The 13,704-nt window shown below is 68.1% G+C and carries 14 protein-coding genes; 12 read left to right on the top strand and 2 right to left on the bottom strand.

Annotation, left to right across the window (positions count from 1 at the left end; all coding sequences use genetic code 11):
• Positions 1-382: 382 nt before the first annotated feature.
• The 10 genes from RCO38_RS20695 (at position 383) to RCO38_RS20740 (ending at position 10,778) form a co-directional block, all read left to right on the top strand.
• A complete protein-coding gene (locus tag RCO38_RS20695) occupies positions 383-601 on the top strand; it encodes a formate dehydrogenase (RefSeq protein ID WP_308330336.1) in 219 nt (72 codons plus the stop codon).
• A gap of 17 nt (positions 602-618) precedes the next feature.
• Positions 619-3,579 carry a formate dehydrogenase subunit alpha gene (locus RCO38_RS20700; RefSeq protein WP_308330337.1) on the top strand — a complete coding sequence of 987 codons (2,961 nt, stop codon included), beginning with the start codon at positions 619-621 and terminating at the stop codon, positions 3,577-3,579.
• 11 nt (positions 3,580-3,590) lie between these two features.
• Entirely contained in the window at positions 3,591-4,196 is a 606-nt protein-coding gene (fdh3B, locus tag RCO38_RS20705; RefSeq protein WP_308330338.1) for a formate dehydrogenase FDH3 subunit beta, read from the top strand.
• On the top strand, positions 4,196-4,435 hold the full coding sequence (locus tag RCO38_RS20710) for a hypothetical protein (protein WP_308330339.1): 240 nt from the start codon (positions 4,196-4,198) through the stop codon (positions 4,433-4,435). The genes fdh3B and RCO38_RS20710 overlap by 1 nt, the downstream gene beginning before the upstream one ends.
• 10 nt (positions 4,436-4,445) lie before the next feature.
• On the top strand, positions 4,446-5,654 hold the full coding sequence (locus RCO38_RS20715; protein WP_308330340.1) for a formate dehydrogenase subunit gamma: 1,209 nt from the start codon (positions 4,446-4,448) through the stop codon (positions 5,652-5,654).
• A gap of 16 nt (positions 5,655-5,670) precedes the next feature.
• Positions 5,671-6,024: a hypothetical protein gene (locus RCO38_RS20720; RefSeq protein ID WP_308330341.1), complete on the top strand. Its 354-nt coding sequence runs from the start codon at positions 5,671-5,673 to the stop codon at positions 6,022-6,024.
• A 39-nt stretch (positions 6,025-6,063) separates the two neighbouring features.
• Entirely contained in the window at positions 6,064-6,942 is an 879-nt protein-coding gene (locus RCO38_RS20725) for a formate dehydrogenase accessory sulfurtransferase FdhD (protein ID WP_308330342.1), read from the top strand.
• 58 nt (positions 6,943-7,000) lie between these two features.
• Positions 7,001-7,633: a uracil phosphoribosyltransferase gene (upp, locus tag RCO38_RS20730; protein WP_308330343.1), complete on the top strand. Its 633-nt coding sequence runs from the start codon at positions 7,001-7,003 to the stop codon at positions 7,631-7,633.
• Between the two features lie 182 nt (positions 7,634-7,815).
• The gene (locus RCO38_RS20735) at positions 7,816-10,359 is read left to right on the top strand and encodes an ABC transporter permease (RefSeq protein ID WP_308330344.1); all 2,544 of its coding nucleotides are present in this window, start codon (positions 7,816-7,818) and stop codon (positions 10,357-10,359) included.
• Positions 10,360-10,370: 11 nt separating this feature from the next.
• Positions 10,371-10,778 carry a group II truncated hemoglobin gene (locus RCO38_RS20740; protein ID WP_308330345.1) on the top strand — a complete coding sequence of 136 codons (408 nt, stop codon included), beginning with the start codon at positions 10,371-10,373 and terminating at the stop codon, positions 10,776-10,778.
• 12 nt (positions 10,779-10,790) lie between these two features.
• Here the strand turns inward: RCO38_RS20740 and RCO38_RS20745 are convergent, their stop codons facing one another.
• Together RCO38_RS20745 and radC are read right to left on the bottom strand one after the other, a co-directional pair.
• Positions 10,791-11,432 carry a Smr/MutS family protein gene (locus tag RCO38_RS20745; RefSeq protein WP_308330346.1) on the bottom strand — a complete coding sequence of 214 codons (642 nt, stop codon included), beginning with the start codon at positions 11,430-11,432 and terminating at the stop codon, positions 10,791-10,793.
• Positions 11,433-11,466: 34 nt separating this feature from the next.
• On the bottom strand, positions 11,467-12,159 hold the full coding sequence (gene radC, locus RCO38_RS20750; protein WP_308330347.1) for a RadC family protein: 693 nt from the start codon (positions 12,157-12,159) through the stop codon (positions 11,467-11,469).
• Between the two features lie 132 nt (positions 12,160-12,291).
• On the opposite strand from radC, the gene RCO38_RS20755 reads away from it, so the two are divergent.
• Positions 12,292-12,741 carry an FKBP-type peptidyl-prolyl cis-trans isomerase gene (locus tag RCO38_RS20755; RefSeq protein WP_066149701.1) on the top strand — a complete coding sequence of 150 codons (450 nt, stop codon included), beginning with the start codon at positions 12,292-12,294 and terminating at the stop codon, positions 12,739-12,741.
• Positions 12,741-13,697, top strand: a complete 957-nt coding sequence (gene ispH / locus RCO38_RS20760) for a 4-hydroxy-3-methylbut-2-enyl diphosphate reductase (RefSeq protein WP_308330348.1) — start codon at positions 12,741-12,743, stop codon at positions 13,695-13,697. The genes RCO38_RS20755 and ispH overlap by 1 nt, the downstream gene beginning before the upstream one ends.
• The last annotated feature ends 7 nt before the right edge of the window (positions 13,698-13,704 follow it).

Raw genomic sequence — 13,704 nt, forward strand, 5'->3', positions numbered from 1 at the left:
GAGAAGCGACGGTGACAGGAGGTTTCGCGTCGCGACAATTTGTCGCGATGGGTGTCGACAGCTTGTCGCAGTGGAGGCGTGTGGGGGGGGCCTCTGTTGGGGTATTCCCTCGAAAACACCGACCGTACGGGTGAATCGGCCAGCGGTGCATCCCATCGGTCCATGTGCCCGGGCTGGCACGCTTCTGGCTGTCCCTTGGCCATGATCGGAGGTGGCGAGGCCGTGATCGCGGCCCCTGCTGTCAAGCGGTGGCGAGAAGGATGGAACGCGCGCGGATCCGGCTTGCGCCGTCACAGGGCCTTGGATAGATTCCACTTATGCAAAAAGCCCACAAGGTGTGTTCGTGCATGCCTTCCGGGTGTTGTTCCCACAGGAGACACGCATGAGCAAGCCCCAACCCGAATCCCGCGGCCGTCTGAGCCGCCGCACCCTGTTTGCGGGCGCCGGCACCGCCGGTGCGCTGGCCGCGGCGGCCAGTCTGCTGCCCGCCGCGCCGGACACCACCGAACCCGAGGCTGCTGCCCGGCCCACCCCCGAGCGGGGCGGCGGCTACACCCTGAGCGATCACGTCCAGCAGTACTACAAGACCACCCGGATCTGACCCCGAGGAGCCCCACGATGTTGCTCACCAAAAAATCCCCGGGCGCGGCCGCCGCTGGCCGCAGCCACGCCTTTGTTCACAGCCTGCAGCGCGGCCTGGCCTCGGCGCTGCCCACCATGGACCGCCGGGCCTTCCTGCGCCGTTCGGGTCTGGGCGTGGGCGTCGGCATCGCCGCCACGCAGCTGACCCTGGTCAAGAAGGCCAAGGCCGCCTCGGGCGGCTCCATCGATGGCACCGGCAAGATCGAAGTCCGCCGCACGGTCTGCACCCACTGCTCGGTGGGCTGCGCGACCGACGCCATCGTCGAGAACGGCGTCTGGGTGCGTCAGGAGCCGGTGTTCGATTCCCCCATCAACCTGGGGTCGCACTGCGCCAAGGGCGCGGCCCTGCGCGAACACGGCCACGGCGAGTACCGCCTGCGCTATCCGATGAAGCTGGTCAACGGCAAGTACCAGAAGATCAGCTGGGACCAGGCGCTGGACGAGATCACCGCCAAGATGAAGGCGCTCAAGCAGGTCAGCGGCCCCGACTCGGTGTATTTCATCGGCTCGTCCAAGCACAACAACGAACAGGCCTACCTGTTGCGCAAGTTCGTGAGCTTCTGGGGCAGCAACAACTGCGACCACCAGGCACGCATCTGCCACTCCACCACGGTGGCCGGTGTCGCGAACACCTGGGGCTATGGTGCGATGACCAACTCGTACAACGACATGCAGAACAGCAAGTGCGCGTTGTACATCGGCTCCAACGCCGCCGAGGCGCACCCGGTGTCGATGCTGCACATGCTGCACGCCAAGGAGAATGGCTGCAAGATGATCGTGGTGGACCCGCGCTTCACCCGCACCGCGGCCAAGGCCGACGAGTACGTGCGCATCCGCTCGGGCACCGACATCCCGTTCCTGTTCGGCCTGCTGCACCACATCTTCAAGAACGGCTGGGAAGACAAGAAGTACATCAACGACCGCGTCTATGGCATGGACAAGGTGCGTGAAGAAGTGCTGGCCAAGTGGACGCCTGCGGCCGTGGAAGAGGCCTGCGGTGTCAAGGAAGAGCAGATGGCCAAGGTGGCCAAGATGCTGGCCGAGGCCAAGCCCGCCACCATCGTCTGGTGCATGGGCCAGACGCAGCACACCATTGGCAACGCCATGGTGCGCGCCTCCTGCATCCTGCAGCTGGCGCTGGGCAACGTGGGCAAGAGCGGTGGCGGCACCAACATCTTCCGCGGCCACGACAACGTGCAGGGCGCCACCGATGTGGGCCCCAACCCCGACTCGCTGCCGGGCTACTACGGCCTGGCCGCGGGTTCGTGGAAGCACTTCGCGGCCACCTGGGGCGTGGACTACGACTGGATCAAGGCCCAGTACGCCGAGGGCATGATGGAGAAGCCCGGCATCACGGTGTCCCGCTGGATCGACGGTGTGCTGGAGAAGAACGAGCTGATCGACCAGGGCCCCAACCTGCGCGGCGTGTTCTTCTGGGGCCATGCGCCCAACTCGCAGACCCGTGGTCTGGAGATGAAGCGCGCGATGGACAAGCTGGACCTGCTGGTCGTGGTCGACCCGTATCCGTCGGCCACCGCGGCCATGGCGGCCATGCCTGGCAAGCCCGAAGACCTGAATCCCGACCGCGCGGTCTACCTGCTGCCGGCCGCCACGCAGTTCGAGACCAGCGGCTCGTGCACCGCGTCCAACCGCTCCATCCAGTGGCGCGAGAAGGTGATCGAGCCGCTGTGGGAGAGCCGCACCGACCACATGATCATGTACCAGTTCGCGCAGAAGCTGGGCTTCGACAAGGAACTGGTCAAGAACTACAAGATGCAGCAGGTCAAGGGCATGGACGAGCCCGTGCCCGAGGACATCCTGCGCGAGATCAACAAGTCGGTCTGGACCATTGGCTACACCGGCCAGAGCCCCGAGCGCCTGAAGGCCCACATGCGCAACATGGGTGCCTTCGACGTGAAGACGCTCAAGTGCAAGGGCAAGGTGGTGGACAAGGAAACTGGCTACGACATGTCCGGCGACTACTTCGGTCTGCCCTGGCCCTGCTACGGCACGGCCGAGATCAAGCACCCGGGTTCGCCCAACCTGTACGACACCTCCAAGCACGTGATGGACGGCGGCGGCAATTTCCGCGCGAACTTCGGTGTGGAGAAGGACGGCGTGAGCCTGCTGGCCGAGGACGGCTCGCACTCGCTGGGCGCCGAGATCACCACCGGCTACCCCGAGTTCGACCACCTGCTGCTCAAGAAGCTGGGCTGGTGGGACGACCTGAGCGACGCCGAGAAGGCCAAGGCCGAAGGCAAGAACTGGAAGACCGACCCGACCGGCGCCATCATCCGCGTGGCCATGGCCCACGGCTGCCACCCGTTCGGCAATGCCAAGGCCCGCGCCATCGTCTGGAACTTCCCCGACGGCATCCCGCAGCACCGCGAGCCGATCTACGGCATCCGCCCCGACCTGGTCGCCAAGTACCCCAGCCACGACGACCAGAAGAACCGCTGGCGCCTGCCCATCCTCTACAAGTCGCTGCAGCAGAAGAACGTGGACGAGAAGGTCCACGAGAAATTCCCGCTGATCATGACCTCGGGTCGGCTGGTCGAGTACGAGGGCGGCGGCGAAGAGACCCGTTCGAACCCCTGGCTGGCCGAACTGCAGCAGGAGATGTTCATCGAGCTCAACCCGGCCGCTGCGGCGGCGCGCGGTATCCGCAACGGCGAGCGTGTCTGGGTCAGCACCCCCACGGGGGCCCGCCTGAACGTGCAGGCCTTGGTGACGGAGCGGGTGGACGAGCACACGGTGTTCATGCCTTTCCACTTCTCGGGTCGCTGGCAGGGCGAGGACATGAAGGCCTATTACCCGTCCGGCGCCCTGCCGGTGGTGCGTGGTGAGGCCATCAACACCTCGACCACCTACGGTTACGACATCGTGACCATGATGCAAGAAACCAAGACGACGGTCTGCAACGTCGAGAAAGCATAAGGAGACGCGCGATGGCACGAATGAAATTCATCTGTGACGCCGAGCGCTGCATCGAGTGCAACGGCTGCGTCACCGCCTGCAAGAACGAGCACGAGGTGCCCTGGGGCGTGAACCGCCGCCGTGTGGTCACGCTCAACGACGGCGTGCCCGGCGAGAAGTCGATCTCGGTGGCCTGCATGCACTGCAGCGACGCGCCGTGCATGGCCGTCTGCCCGGTCAACTGCTTCTACCGCACCGACGAAGGCGTGGTGCTGCACGACAAGGATGTGTGCATCGGCTGCGGCTACTGCAGCTACGCCTGCCCCTTCGGTGCACCCCAGTTCCCCAGCCAGGGCACCTTCGGTGTGCGCGGCAAGATGGACAAGTGCACTTTCTGCGCCGGTGGCCCGGAGGAACACGGCAGCCAGTCCGAGTTCGAGAAGTACGGCCGCAACCGTCTGGCCGAAGGCAAGCTGCCGGCCTGTGCCGAGCAGTGCTCGACCAAGGCCCTGCTGGCCGGTGACGGTGACGTGGTGGCCGACATCTTCCGCAGCCGCGTGCTGCGCCGTGGCAAGGGCGCCGAAGTCTGGGGCTGGGGCACGGCCTATGGCACCGCCCAGGGAGGGACCAAGTCGTGATGCGCAAGACCCTGATGATCTTCGGGCTGGTGGCGACCGCCGCAGCCCTCACCGCCTGTGGCGAGAAGCCGCAGGAAACCACCCGCGTGCGCCAGGACACCGCGCCCTACACCGGTGTTGGCAAGAGCCAGTACCAGCAGCCGGGCTGGACGGTGGGCGACAAGGCCAGCTGGGAACAGCAGCTCAAGGCGCGCGCCCAGTACGGCATGAACGACTACACCCGCGTCAGCACCCAGTGAGGAACCGCGCATGAGCCAACCTACCTTCGCACGACTGCGTGGCTGGGGCGTGGCGCTGTCGCTGGCCGGCACGCTGGGCCTGGCCCACGCACAGGCCACCAGCAGCCCCCCGCCCGACGACCCCGCGCCGCCCGCCGCCCAGGCGGCCCCGGCCGTCGGTGGCGTCAAGAGCGCCAACATTTTCGAGATCGCGCCCGACGCCAGCACCGACCCGAACTACGCCAGCCAGACCAACGCCCAGCGCAAGCAGGTGCAGCCCGGCAACAACGCGCCCATGTGGCGCGATGTGGGCAAGGGTGTGACCGGCTACAGCAGCCTGCCGGTGACGCAGGCGCCCGAGGCCGGCAACCTGATCCAGCCCTTCGCGCAGTACCCGGGCTCCCGCCTCACGACTGCAGGCGAGGCCTGGCGCCAGGTGCGCAACGACTGGCTGATCCCCTACGGCGGCGCGCTGCTGTTCATCGTGCTGCTCACGCTGGCGATCTTCTACAAGACCAAGGGTCCGCTGGGTGGCCACCTGCCCGACACCGGCCGCAAGATCGAGCGCTTCACCCCGTTCGAACGCGCGGCCCACTGGTCCAACGCCGGGGCCTTCGTTGCGCTGGCGGTCTCGGGCATCGTGATGGCCTTCGGCAAGTTCTTCCTGCTGCCGGTGATCGGCAGCACGCTGTTCGGCTGGCTGACCTTTGCGCTGAAGAACGTGCACAACTTCGTGGGCCCGCTGTTCGCGGTGTCGCTGCTGATCATCGTGATCACCTTCATCAAGGACAACATCGCCAACGCGGCCGACTTCGTCTGGCTCAGCAAGGCCGGCGGCATGCTGGGCGACAAGGAAGTGCCTTCGCACCGCTTCAACGCGGGCGAGAAGGGCCTTTTCTGGTGGGGTGTCACCATTCCCGGCATCGTGGTGGTGGGCTCGGGCCTGTTCCTGGACAAGCTGCTGCCAGGCATGCTGTACCTGCGTGGCGACATGCAGATCGCCCACATGCTGCACCTGGTGTGCGCGCTGCTGATGATGACGCTGATCATGGGCCACATCTACATGGGCACGGTCGGCGTGAAGGGCGCGTATGGCGCCATGAAGACCGGCTACGTGGACGAGGCCTGGGCCAAGGAGCACCACGAACTCTGGTACGACGACATCAAGGCCGGCAAGATCCCCGCCCAGCGCAGCAAGACCGGCCCGGACGCGCCGCTGCAGGCGCCCGCCAAGGCCTGACCTCGAGGACCCTTTCATGAAGAAGACATTCCTGCTGATGGCGCTGGCCGCCGTGTCCACGGCCGCGCTCTCGAAGTTGCCCGCCCCCGTGCTCGACGACGCTGCCAAGGCCAAGGCCGAAGAGGCCAAGGCCAAGACCGCGCACACGGGCAAGGTGGACGCCTACAAGCTCTGCCTGTCGATGGACAAGGCGGCGGCCAACCACCAGAAGACCCTGGCCGCAGCGGGCAAGACCGCCAAGCCGGCGACGGCCACGCCGCCCTGCGCCGATCCCGGTCCCTTCGTCTGGCCAGCTCCTGCCTCTGCCGCCGCGCCTGCCGCACCGGCGGCGCCCGCACCCACGGCGGTGGCCCCGGCCAAGAAGTCCTGAGGGCTGCGGCCGCCTGTGCGGCGGCGTATCCTTGACCGCATGAACCTGGCCGATCTGCCCCACGCCGTTGCCCCCGACCCCGCTGCTGTCCAGCGGCCGCGCCTGACCCAGGCCCGCGCCGACCTCACCCGCGAGGTGTCGGTGGTGGATGAGTCCGGCCAGACGCGCGCCATCCGCATTCCGGCCGAGCGCGACCTCACGGTCTACGTCGACAAGCGCGAGCTGGTCACGCTCATGACCCTGGGCGCCCATCCCGAATGGCTGGTGCTGGGCTACCTGCTCAACCAGCGGCTGGTGGGTGGCGTGCACGACATCGAGTCCATCACCGTGGACTGGGACGTGGGCGCGGCGGCGGTGGTGACGCGCGCCGGCATCGACCGCATCGAGGAGCGCACCGCACGCCGCGTGGTCACCACCGGCTGTGGCCAGGGCAGTGTGTTCGGCGGCCTGATGGACGATGTGGACCGCATCGTGCTGCCGCCGCAGGCCACGCTGCGTCAGTCGCAGCTGTACGACATCGTCAACACCATCCGCCTGCACGACAGCACCTACAAGACCGCCGGTTCGGTGCATGCCTGCGCCCTGTTCGTCAACGAAGACCTGCAGCTGTTCGTGGAAGACGTGGGCCGCCACAACGCGGTGGACACCATCGCGGGCTGGATGGCCCTGCAGCGGCCGCTGCCTGCGGGCGAAAAGGTGTTCTACACCACCGGCCGGCTGACCAGCGAGATGGTCATCAAGTCGGCCCAGATGGGCGTGCCGGTGGTGATCTCGCGCAGCGGCATCACCGAAATGGGGCTGCACGTGGCCCAGCGCGTGGGGCTGTGCGCCGTGGGCCGGGCCACGCACCGGCGCTTCCTGTGCTTCTCGCACCCGCAGCGCATCGTCTTCGACGACCCGCCACCCCCCGCCGCATAAACTTGCGGCAGCGCCAGCCCCCGGGCGGCTGGCCGTTCATTTTTTCGAGTCCCCGTTCATGAGCCGCGACGTTCACATCATCGATCACCCCCTGGTCCAGCACAAACTCACGCTGATGCGCAAGAAGGACACCAGCACCAAGAGCTTCCGCGAGCTGGTGCACGAGCTGTCCGCGCTGCTGGCCTACGAACTCACGCGCGACATGCCGATGCAGGAGGTGGAGATCGAGACCCCGCTGGAGAAGACGACGTCCCGCGTCATCGATGGCAAGAAGATCGTGCTGGCGTCCATCCTGCGCGCAGGGAACGGCTTTCTGGACGGCATGCTGCAGGTGATCCCCGGCGCGCGCGTGGGCCACATCGGCCTGTACCGGGACCCCGCTACGCTCCAGGCGGTGGAGTACTACTTCAAGATGCCCAGCGGCATGGAAGAGCGCGACGTGATCGTGCTGGACCCCATGCTGGCCACCGGCAACTCGGCCGTGGCCGCGGTGGACCGGCTCAAGGCGACCAAGCCGCGTTCGATCCGTTTCGTGTGCCTGGTCACCTGCCCGCAGGGCATCAAGACCTTCCACGACGCCCACCCCGACGTGCCGATCTACACCCCGGCCGTGGACCGCGAACTCAACGACCACGGTTACATCGTGCCGGGGTTGGGCGACGCGGGCGACCGGATCTTCGGCACGAAGTAAGACCCACCCCCATCGCCGGCTCACTGCGTGTAGCCGGCTCCGCCCCTCAAGGGGCAACGCCTGTGGGCCGGCGCAGCCGGACCCACGGCGTTCTCGAACAAGACACGCGCCCCGGGTCGGTGCTGAGCGGCTTCAAACCGCAGTGTTCTGCGCGGTTGATGCGGTTGCGGTAAGGTCGCCGGATGGCTGCTGCTCCTGATTCACTTCCGGTGTCGTTCTGGTCCCTGGGCTGGCGCTCGCTCTGGCGCGACTGGAGGGCGGGGGAATTGAGGCTGCTGCTGGTGGCGGTGACGCTGGCGGTGGCGGCGCTGACGGCGGTGGCGTTTTTCGCCGACCGGCTGCAGGGCGGTCTGCAGCGCGATGCGCGGGCGCTGATCGGTGGCGACGCGGTGATCCAGAGCGACCGGCTGGCGCCCCCGGCATTTGCCGCCAAGGCCGCCGATCTCGGCCTGCAGACCGTCCAGACCCTGAGTTTTCCGACCATGGGTCGGGCGCGCGAAGAAGATGGCGGGGCCGCGCGGCTGGTGGCACTCAAGGTGGTGGCGCCCGGGTATCCGCTGCGTGGCGGCCTGCGCGTGGCCGATGGACCCGAAGCGGCCGATGCGCCCACCCGCGACATTCCGGCGCCCGGCACGGCCTGGGTCGACGCCGCCCTGCTGTCGGCGCTGCAACTCAAGGTCGGCCAGCCGCTGCTGCTGGGGGATGCGAGCCTCACGCTGGCCAAGGTGATCGTGGTGGAGACCGACCGAGGCGCCGGCTTCATGAGCTTCGCGCCGCGGGTGATGATCAACGCCGCCGACCTGCCCGCCACCGGCCTGGTGCAGCCGGCCAGCCGCGTCGGCTACCGCCTCGCGGTGGCGGGCGCCGACCCCGCGGTGAAACAGTACGTGGCCTGGGCCGAAGCCGAACTCAAGAAACCCGAGATCCGCGGCCTGCGACTGGAGTCGCTGGAAGGCGGCCGGCCCGAGATGCAGCAGACGCTGGCGCGCGCTGAAAAATTCCTCAACCTGGTGGCGCTGCTGGCGGCGCTGCTGTCGGCGGTGGCCGTGGCCATCGCGGCGCGCGGCTTCGCCCAGCGCCACCTGGACGACTGCGCCATGATGCGCGTGCTCGGACTGTCCCAGGGCGCCATGGCGCGCGCCTACGCCTTCGAGTTCGCCGTGGTCGGTGTGGTCGCCAGTGGCCTGGGGGTGCTGGCGGGCTATGGCCTGCATTACGTGTTCGTGCTGCTGCTCTCGGGGCTGGTCGAGTCGGCGTTGCCGGCCGCCAGCGTCTGGCCGGTGCTGCTGGGGCTGGGCATGGGCCTGACGCTGATGATGGCCTTCGGCCTGCCGCCGGTGCTGCAGCTGGCGCAGGTGCCGCCGCTGCGCGTGATCCGGCGCGACGTCGGGCAGCTCAAGCCCGCGACACTCGCAGTGCTCGGTTTGGGCGTGGCCGGTTTTGCTGTGCTGTTGCTGGCCGCCAGCCGCGACCTCCAGCTCGGTGGTATCGCGGTCGGTGGTTTTGCCGCCGCGGTGGCGGTGTTTGCGCTGGTGAGCTGGGCCGCGGTCTGGCTGCTGCGCCGCAGCGTCAACGAGAGCACCGCGCCGCGCGCGCTGGTGCTGGCCACGCGCCAGCTCTCGGCACGGCCGGCCTATGCCGTGGTACAGATCAGTGCGCTCGCGGTGGGCCTGCTGGCCCTGGTGCTGCTGGTGCTGCTGCGCACCGACCTCATCGCCAGCTGGCGCAACGCCACGCCGCCCGACGCGCCCAACCGCTTCGTCATCAACATTCAGCCCGAGCAGGGCGAGCCGTTCAGACAGGCGCTGGGCGACGGTGGCATTGCCAAGTACGACTGGTACCCCATGATCCGCGGCCGCCTCGTGAGTGTGAACGGCACCGCGGTGCAACCGGAGAACTTCGAGAGCGACCGCGCCCAGCGCCTCGTGGAGCGCGAGTTCAACCTCTCGCACACCGCCCAGCCGCCCGCCCACAACGACATCGTCGCCGGCCGCTGGACGGCCGAGGAGACAGACGGGCTGAGCGTGGAGGAGGGCCTGGCCAAAGAGCTGGGTCTGAAGCTGGGAGACCGGCTCGGCTTCGAGATGGCGGGCATTCCGGTCGAGGGCCGCATCACCAGCCTGCGCAAGGTCGACTGGGGTTCCATGCGGGTGAACTTCTTCGTGCTGTTCCCCGTGTCGCAGCTGCCCGACCTGCCGACCACCTACATCAGCGCCTACCGGGTGCCGGACGCCAACAAGACCTTCGACAATGCCCTGGTGCGGCAGTTTCCGAACATCACCAACGTCGACATGAGCCAGACCATCGCGCAGGTGCAGCGCGTGCTGGGCCAGGTGATCCGCGCGGTGGAATTTCTGTTCGGGTTCGCGCTGGCGGCCGGGCTGGTGGTGCTGCTGGCGACCATCACCGCCACGCGCGGCGAGCGCGAGCGCGAGTTCGCCGTGCTGCGCGCGGTGGGCGCGGGTTCGAAGCTGCTGCGCGACGTGCAGCGGGTCGAATTGCTCGGTGTGGGCCTGCTGGCGGGTGTGCTGGCCTCGGTGGTGGCGATGGCGGTCGGCTGGGCGCTGGCAAAGTACGCCTTCGAGTTCAGCTGGCAGCCGTCGCCCTGGGTGCCGCTGGCCGGGGGTCTGGCGGGTGGCTTGCTGGCGCTGGCCGCTGGTTGGTGGGGCCTGCGCAGCGTATTGCGCACGCCGGTGGTCGAAACCTTGCGCCGCGCGGCGGTCTGAGTCTGGACAACATGGAAGAAACACAAGTTCCGGTGGCGCCTGCCACACCCTTCGAATGGATCGGCGGCGAAGCCCGCGTGCGCGCCCTGGTCGACCGCTTCTACGACCTGATGGACATCGAGCCGGGCTACCACGAGCTTCGAGTGGCGCACGGCAGCACGCTGGACGACGCTCGGCAGAAGCTGTTCTGGTTCCTCTGCGGCTGGCTGGGCGGCCCTTCGCACTACGAAGACCGCTTCGGCCACCCGCGCCTGCGCATGCGGCACATGCCGTTCAAGATCGGCATCGTCGAGCGCGACCAGTGGCTGGCCTGCATGGACCAGGCGATGGGCGAAACCGGCGTACCCGAAGACCTGCGGGTGCGCCTCAAGGACAGCTTCTTCAAGACGGCCGACTGGATGCGGAACACGCCGCAGTGAGTCGGCGGGGCCTCAGCGCCCCACCGGCTTGAGCAGCACCACCAGCGCCCCGGCGCCGCCCTCGGCTGGCCGTGCCTGCACGAAGGCCAGCACTTCCTTCTTCTGCACCAGCCAGCGCTGCACCCGGCCCTTGAGCACCGGCGTGCGGCCCGGCGAGCCCAGACCCTTGCCGTGCACCACGCGCACGCAGCGCAGCCCCAGCTGGTGCGCCTCGCGGATGAAGCGGCCCAGTGCCTCGCGCGCCTCGTCGGTGCGCAGACCGTGCAGGTCGATGTGCTTCTGGATGCTCCAGTGGCCTTCGCGCAGCTTGCGCGTCACGTCCGGCCCCAGACCCGGTCGGCGGTAGCTCAGCGCCTCGTCGGTGTGCAGCAGGGTTTCGACATCGAACTCGTCCGACAGCGCCTCGCGCATCACCGCGTGCTCGTCGAGCTGGCGCTGCCGGGGTTCGGTCGACACCGGCACAAGCGGATGGACCACGCGCCGGTGGTGGGGCAGGGGACGCACCGGGCCCACCGCCAGTTCGAACAGGCGCTTTTCGCGCTCGACACGCAGCGCGTGCAGGCGCTCGGCCTCGCGCGTCGCAGCCTCGGCGGCGGCCCGCTGGGCGATCACTTTCTGCAGCGTCTTGAGGTCGGCGAGGGCGCGCACTTTCATGGTGTCGCGATTCTCGCCCAGGGTGCATGACCTTTCAGACCAGGCCCATTTCGGCCATGGAGGCTGCGGCGTCGCGCGTGACGATGAAATGGTCCAGCACCCGCACGTCCACCAGCGCCAGCGAGGCCTTGAGCGACTGGGTGAGCGATTCGTCGGCGCGCGAGGGCCGGGCTTCGCCACTCGGGTGGTTGTGCGCCAGCACCACGGCGGCGGCGTGGTGGTGCAGGGCGCGCAGCACCACTTCGCGCGGATAGACCGAGGTCTGCGAGAGCGTGCCGCGGAACAGCTCCTCCAGCGCCAGCAACCGGTTCTGGCTGTCCAGGAACAGCACGCAGAACACCTCGTGCGCGCGGGCACCCAGCTGCAGCTGCAGGTAGTCGCGCACGGCCTTCGGGCTGTCGAACAGCGGCCGCTGCTGCAGCTCCTGCGCCAGCGCCCGGCGGGCCAGTTCCAGCACCGCCACCACCTCGGCGCGTTTGGCTGGCCCCAGGCCCTTGATGACCTTGAGCGCGCTGGCGTCGGTGTGCAGCAGGCCGCCGATGCCGCCGAAGCGGTCCAGCAGTTCCTGCGCCAGCTGCATCACGTGTTTGCCGGCCATGCCGGTGCGCAGCAGCAGCGCCAGCAGCTCGGCGTCGCCCAGCGCGCCGGGGCCCCGGCTGAGCAGCTTTTCGCGCGGGCGCGCGTCGGCGGGCAGGCTTTTGAGCCCGGTGGCGGCGAGACCATTCATCGTTGTGTACTCCCTGAAGCCGCCGGGGCGGTCGCCGGTTTTTACAATAGCGGCCTGTGCTCGGCGGCGTCGCCCGGGCCGTTCCGACCGCGCCGCGCGCGCCGCACCCCCTGTTTCATCCCCCATTTGTCCATGACACACGTCCAAGAAGGTTCTTTTCTCACCCTGCACTACCGCCTCTCCGGCCCGCAGGGCAAGGTGGTGATCGACACCTTCGAGCAGGGCCAGCCCGCCACGCTGAGCCTGGGCGCTGGCGAGCTCTCGCCCGCGATCGAACAGCGCCTGATCGGTCTGGAGGAGGGCACCACCACGGTGATCGACCTGGCGGCCGGCGAAGCCTTCGGCGAGCGCCAGCCCGAGATGGTGCAGTGGGTGGCGCGCAAGCTGCTCAACGAGCTGGGCGACCCGCACGAGAAATACACCGCGGGCGACGTGGTGCAGTTCCCCACACCCGACGGCCTGGGCCAGTACGCCGGCTCGGTGGTCGAGGTGCGCGAGGACGGTGCGGTGCTGTTCGACTTCAACCACCCGCTGGCGGGCCAGCCGGTGAAGTTTGAAGTCCAGCTGATCGGAGTGCTGTGATGTCTGAAATCCTGCTCGCAGAGCCCAGGGGCTTCTGCGCCGGCGTGGACCGCGCCATCGAAATCGTCGAGCGCGCGCTGGCCAAGTTCGGCCGGCCCATCTACGTGCGCCACGAGATCGTGCACAACACCTACGTGGTCAACGACCTCAAGGACAAGGGCGCGATCTTCATCGAGGAGCTGGACGAGGTGCCGCCCGGCGCCACCCTGGTGTTCTCCGCCCACGGGGTGAGCCAGGCGGTGCAGCAGGAAGCCGAACGCCGCGGCTTCCGCATCTTCGATGCCACCTGTCCGCTGGTGACCAAGGTGCACGTCGAGGTCGCCAAGCTGTTCAAGGAAGGCTACGAGTTCCTCATGATCGGCCACAAGGGGCACCCGGAGGTGGAGGGCACCATGGGCCAGCTCAGCGAGGGCATCCACCTGGTCGAGGACATCGACGGCGTCGCCAGGGTGCAGCCGAAGCAGACCGATCTGCTGGCGGTGGTGACGCAGACCACGCTGAGCGTGGACGACACGGCCGGCATCCTGGCCGCGGTGAAGGCGCGCTTTCCCAAGGTGCGGGAACCCAAGCAGCAGGACATCTGCTACGCCACGCAGAACCGGCAGGACGCGGTGAAGTTGCTGAGCCCGCAGGTGGACATCGTCATCGTTGTCGGCAGCCCGACCAGCTCCAACAGCAACCGCCTGCGCGAGGTGGCCCACCGCCTGGGCACCGAGGCCTACATGGTCGACAACGCCAGCGAGCTGAAGGCCGAATGGTTCGACGGCAAGCAGCGCGTGGGCCTGACCGCCGGCGCCTCGGCGCCCGACATCCTGGTGCAGCAGGTGATCGACCGCCTGCGCGAACTCGGCGCGATCTCGGTGCGCAAGCTCGACGGCATCACGGAGACCATCAAGTTCCCGCTGCCCAAGGGGCTGAAGATCGATGGCGAGGGTGCCATCGACCATCTGCACTGAAGCCGAA

Source organism: Hydrogenophaga pseudoflava, from assembly GCF_031020795.1.
Lineage (GTDB): Bacteria > Pseudomonadota > Gammaproteobacteria > Burkholderiales > Burkholderiaceae_C > Hydrogenophaga > Hydrogenophaga pseudoflava_A.

Coding starts and splice junctions, on each gene's coding strand:
- RCO38_RS20715 (WP_308330340.1), top strand. CDS start 4,446: ATGAGCCAACCTACCTTCGCACGACTGCGTGGCTGGGGCGTGGCGCTG.
- RCO38_RS20725 (WP_308330342.1), top strand. CDS start 6,064: ATGAACCTGGCCGATCTGCCCCACGCCGTTGCCCCCGACCCCGCTGCT.
- upp (WP_308330343.1), top strand. CDS start 7,001: ATGAGCCGCGACGTTCACATCATCGATCACCCCCTGGTCCAGCACAAA.
- RCO38_RS20700 (WP_308330337.1), top strand. CDS start 619: ATGTTGCTCACCAAAAAATCCCCGGGCGCGGCCGCCGCTGGCCGCAGC.
- RCO38_RS20745 (WP_308330346.1), bottom strand. CDS start 11,432: ATGAAAGTGCGCGCCCTCGCCGACCTCAAGACGCTGCAGAAAGTGATC.
- RCO38_RS20755 (WP_066149701.1), top strand. CDS start 12,292: ATGACACACGTCCAAGAAGGTTCTTTTCTCACCCTGCACTACCGCCTC.
- RCO38_RS20720 (WP_308330341.1), top strand. CDS start 5,671: ATGAAGAAGACATTCCTGCTGATGGCGCTGGCCGCCGTGTCCACGGCC.
- radC (WP_308330347.1), bottom strand. CDS start 12,159: ATGAATGGTCTCGCCGCCACCGGGCTCAAAAGCCTGCCCGCCGACGCG.
- RCO38_RS20695 (WP_308330336.1), top strand. CDS start 383: ATGAGCAAGCCCCAACCCGAATCCCGCGGCCGTCTGAGCCGCCGCACC.
- RCO38_RS20735 (WP_308330344.1), top strand. CDS start 7,816: ATGGCTGCTGCTCCTGATTCACTTCCGGTGTCGTTCTGGTCCCTGGGC.
- RCO38_RS20710 (WP_308330339.1), top strand. CDS start 4,196: ATGCGCAAGACCCTGATGATCTTCGGGCTGGTGGCGACCGCCGCAGCC.
- ispH (WP_308330348.1), top strand. CDS start 12,741: ATGTCTGAAATCCTGCTCGCAGAGCCCAGGGGCTTCTGCGCCGGCGTG.
- fdh3B (WP_308330338.1), top strand. CDS start 3,591: ATGGCACGAATGAAATTCATCTGTGACGCCGAGCGCTGCATCGAGTGC.
- RCO38_RS20740 (WP_308330345.1), top strand. CDS start 10,371: ATGGAAGAAACACAAGTTCCGGTGGCGCCTGCCACACCCTTCGAATGG.